This is a genomic window from Planctomycetota bacterium, from assembly GCA_026387035.1.
In the GTDB taxonomy this organism is placed as follows: Bacteria; Planctomycetota; Phycisphaerae; order FEN-1346; family FEN-1346; genus JAPLMM01.
Genome location: JAPLMM010000168.1, coordinates 1 through 4,658 on the forward strand (window position 1 = coordinate 1; position 4,658 = coordinate 4,658).

Sequence of the window (4,658 nt, forward strand, 5' to 3'; positions counted from 1 at the left end):
CCGCCGGACAACCTGGCTATCACGTCCTTGCGGAAGGCCTTGATCGTCTCACGGGCGATGATACGCGACCCGATGGCCGCCTGCAGGGCAATCTCGAACTGGTGCCGCGAGATCTCCTTCCGGAGGCGTTTTAGGATCGCCCGCCCGCGGGTCTCCGCCTTCGACCGGTGGACGATCCGCGACAGGGCCTCCACCGCCTGGCCGTTGAGCAAGATGTTGAGTTTTACGAGGTCGTTCGCCACGAACCCCGATACCTCGTAGTCCATCGTCCCGTAGCCGCGCGTCGCGCTCTTGAGTTTGTCGTAGAAGTCGTACAGGATCTCGGCGAGCGGCAAGTCGTAGGTCAGGATCGCCCGGTCGGCCGAGAGGTACTCCGTCCGGCGGTACGTCCCGCGGCGGTCCTCCGCCAAGGCCATGATCGTGCCGATGGCGTCGGCCGGCACGATGAGGTCGACCCGTGCGATCGGCTCGCGGATTTCGGCAATAAGGCCCGGGTCCGGCAGGTCGCCGACGGAGTCCACCTCCTGCAACTTGCCGCTCACGAGGAGCACTTGGTACGGCACAGTGGGGGCGGTCTGGACGACCTCGACGTCGTACTCACGCTCCAGACGCTCCTGCACAATGTCCATGTGAAGCAGGCCCAGAAAACCGCAGCGGAAACCGAAACCGAGGGCCTCGGAGTTGATGGGGTGGAACGTCAGGGCGGCGTCGTTCAATTGGAGCCGTTCGAACGCCCCGCGCATCTCGCGGAACTCGGTCGAAGGGCCCGGGTAAAAGTCCGAGAAGACCATCTGCTGCGGCGCGCGGTAGCCCGCGAGGGCCTTCTCGGCCGGCTGGGCGGCCAGGGTGATCGTGTCGCCGACGTGGACGCTCGCCACCGTGCGAATGTTGGCGATCACGTAGCCGACCTCCCCCGCCGCCAGCGATTCCACCGCCGTGGGCCGCGGCCGAAACTTCCCGACTTCCGCCACCTGGTACACCTCGCCCGCGCCCATCATCCGGATCTTCTCGCCTCGGCAAAGGCGCCCGTCCACAACCCGCACGTAAACGATCACGCCGCGGTGACTGTCGTACGCCGAGTCGAAAATAAGCGCCCGCAGGGGCGCGTCCGGCTCCCCCGCGGGGGACGGAAGTTGCTCGATGATCGCCTTCAGCATCTCCTCGATGCCTTGGCCCGTCCTGGCCGACGTGAAGAGACAATCCTCCGCCCGCGTTCCCAGAAGGCGCTCGACCTCCATGGCCGTGTCCTCCGGCCGCGCGGCAGCCAGGTCCACCTTGTTGACGACGGGCACCAGCCTCAGGCCCAGCCTCTGGGCGAGATGGGCGTTGGCCACCGTCTGGGCCTCCACGCCCTGGCTCGCATCGACCACCAGGAGCGCCCCTTCGCAGGCCGTCAGCGCGCGGCTGACCTCGTAGTGGAAGTCCACGTGGCCCGGCGTGTCGATGAGGTTAAGCATGTACCGCTGGCCGGCGTGCTCGTAATCGAGCGTCACCGCGGAGGCTTTGATCGTGATGCCTCGCTCACGCTCCAGGTCCATGGCGTCGAGCATCTGCTCGCGAATCTCGCGCGGATCGATGGCCCCGGTTCGCACGAGGAGCCGGTCGGCCAGCGTGCTCTTGCCGTGGTCGATGTGCGCGATGATGCTGAAGTTGCGAATGAAAGCCTGATCCATCAGGGCATTCTAGCGGCACGGCCTGCCGGTGCAAGGGGGCGCCTGAGGTTGAAACTGTCTCTACCAGAAATGGCGTTTAGCGAAGGCGTGACCAGTCTGTGGCAACGGTCTCAGAAACGCTTCTTGGCAAAGGCCCGGCCAGACTGGCTCTTGAGATACTTTTCGAGGGCGACGGCTTTCGCTTTATCCCGGAACGCAACAGCCGTCTCGATCCGCCAAGGGCGGAACTTGGAAGTATGGGGCACTCCGCCGGCGTTGTGGACCTCGATTCGCTTGTGAAGGTCTTCTGTCATCCCTACGTACCAACGGTCCGGGCATCCCTCGCTTTGGAGCATATAGACATACCAGAAACGAGCTTTCATGGCGTCCCCCACGGACAGCGATACTGCGATTTATGCCCGTCTTCGCCTGCGGCTACGACGTGGCAGTCTTCCCCTACGGGTTCGTCCTGGCAACCCGGACAAACCGGCTTGCCAAGACGAAGTTCGTCGCGGCCCAGGGCCGCGGCGAACGAAGACTGGAGGCGGTGGGAATCGAACCCACGTCCGGATGCCCGTGACCTGAGACGTCTACGCGAGTAGTCGGTCTATTGATTGTCGGTCGCCGCGGCTCCGCCCGACAGGATCCACCGCAACCCATCCGGGACTGTTTCTCGCCGACGTCGCACCCGGCGGACTAGTCGGCCAGCCCGTGTGGTGACGTCCGTTGCAGGCCCACGGACAAGCCCGCAGGGACGTGACTGCCCTATTTAGGCAGCCATTTGCATGCCAGTTGTGGCATTTTGCGTTTTGCCGGCAGTTTAAAGAGGTGGCCGACAACCTCTTCGCGCAACCTCAGACCCTCTAAGGCCCCGTCGATACCAGTCGCCCCCACGAAGTCCTTTCCGGTTTAAGTATAGCACATTCCGGCCTTCCCATCAAGCCCCGTCGGCCCTTTTATTCATCGGCCGGTCGCCACAGGCGACTCGACGTGGCGAGCGGTAGCCCTGTCCGCCATCTTGTCCGCCGTAGCCTCGGCGAAGGCGGAAGCCCCGGCGCGCCGGGGGCGGAGGAGGGCCCGCCTGCCCCGCCGGTCACGCTTCACCCCCGTGGCCGACCTCGCAAGGAGGCGAAAAAGTAGAATGTCCCCTTTTTGTCCCCCCTTTTTGTCCGACTCGGTGGTTTATCTTTTCATCCGCTCGGCGAGTCGCTACCCGTTCCGGCCCGACGTCCGAGGCTATGAGATCCTCGGTTTTCGCGTGGTGCTGGCGCCGGAGGTGGGAGCAAAGAAGGAGTAAAGGAGCCTCCATACAACACGTGTAACCGGCTGTTCTACTTCCCGGCCAGCGGCAGCGGCCGGAAGTCCGGCTTGTCTTAGTTCTTGCTGCCCCCCTGAACGCCGTATTTGCCGAGGTATGGAGAATTGGCGTCGATCCAGGTGACGATCTTGATGAACTCCTCGCGGGTGAGATTCGCCTTGCAGGGGTCATGGCGAATCTGATCGGCCAGCTTGCTGAGGTGCGATCCGAAACTCAGCGGCGGCTCGGGCCGGAAACCGGACCTGCCGTAGCGACAGTCCCTGATACTGACCAGGGCCTTGCCGACAAGATTCTCGTAGGAGCAGTTCCACTCGCTTGTCGTCTCGCCGGTAAGGTCGAGCCGGCCCTTGGGATTCGCCCCGCTGTGACAACCGACGCAATGCTTGTTTAGGACCGGCTGAATGTAGTCGGCGTAATGGACCATGAAAGGTCCGGTTTCGCCCGGCTGCGGCGCAAGCGCCTGAGGGGGATGCTTCAGGGCCTGCGGCTGGCCGTGGGCCATGCTCGGCGCCATCCCGCGCGGTTCGTGGCACCCGATGCAGGAGCGTCTCTCGCCCGGCATCAGGTTGATGAAAGTAGGCATATGCTGCAATTGCATGTAATTCTCATCCAGTGCCTGGAAGAGGAGGTTTTCTCCGGCCGGCACGGTAAAAAAGGCCGATCCGTCTTCGTGGATCTTGGCAATGCCATAGACCTTCTTGCGATGGACCTCTCCTGCCATGCTGACTCGAAAAACGCCTTCCTCACTCCAGGGCGAGGGAAGGACCCCCATCACCCGCAAGTACTTGACCCTTCCGCGCTCGATGCCCGTCATCCCCTGATACACGTCCTGCACAAACACCGTCCCCGTCTTTTCCTGTCTCGTGTCGATGGTCTCGAGCGAGGCAATCTCGATGGGCTTGTTGCGCGGTCGAAGCGGGATCGGCTGGAAACTGGATATCTCCGGGTCCCGATACAGTTCCGCCCGGTTGCCCCACCCGTCCAGTACGTAGATCCCGTAGCCCGTTCCTTGTGGGGCGGGACTGTGAGAAACGAGAAAGAAGTTTTCAGAAAACGGGTAAGGCTCCCGGAAAAAACCCATATCGTATTTGGCCTGGTTCATGCACGGATAGCCGATCTCGGGGGTGATGCAGGTCATGGCTTCGGGACCAAGTCGTGTGACGCGATAGTCGACCAGGATGACGGGGCCCCCCAACCGGCCGCCACAGTGCGGCGCCCCGACCGTCACGAGCCGCCGGCTGCCGGGAATACTGCAGGCGTTCAGCAACTGGGCCGGTCGGACGATGCTGTTCTTATACAGGTGCTCCACGCCGCTGCCGTCCGGACGCATCGCCCAGAGGCTCTGTCCGTTGCCCAGCCCCTTGTCCACGTACTCCCAGCGCGTGTACACGACCCGGCCGTCGTCCAGCACGCAAGGGTCGATTTCGTTGAGCGGGCTCCCCGAGAGACAGCGCATATTCTTGCCGTCGGCGTCCATGAGGTACAGGGTGGTGACGACGGAAGGATTACAGAAGACGTTCCGCATCGAGCGGGTAGAAGTGAACATGATTTTGCCGTTCGGCAGATAACACGGGTCCATATCGTCAAGGCCGTGTTGCGTAGCACCGCCTCTCGCCCCGTATAGCCTAAGCGCCTCCGCCTGTTGGGCATCGTCGAAGGTGAGCTGCCGCAGGCTGCCCGGCGCCATC

General features: G+C 63.2%; 3 protein-coding genes and 1 other RNA gene. All 4 read right to left on the reverse strand.

From position 1 onward, the window contains the following. Nucleotides 1-1,673, reverse strand: a 1,673-nt coding sequence (lepA, locus tag NTX40_05815) for a translation elongation factor 4 (GenBank protein MCX5648600.1), incomplete at its 3' end; no start/stop codon positions are given. A 110-nt stretch (nt 1,674-1,783) separates the two neighbouring features. Beyond that, nucleotides 1,784-2,035: a GIY-YIG nuclease family protein gene (locus tag NTX40_05820; GenBank protein MCX5648601.1), complete on the reverse strand. Its 252-nt coding sequence runs from the start codon at nt 2,033-2,035 to the stop codon at nt 1,784-1,786. A gap of 153 nt (nt 2,036-2,188) precedes the next feature. After that, nucleotides 2,189-2,544, reverse strand: a transfer-messenger RNA (tmRNA) gene (gene ssrA / locus NTX40_05825). A 481-nt stretch (nt 2,545-3,025) separates the two neighbouring features. Continuing rightward, a partial coding sequence (locus NTX40_05830; protein MCX5648602.1) for a hypothetical protein occupies nt 3,026-4,658 on the reverse strand: 1,633 nt, incomplete at its 5' end.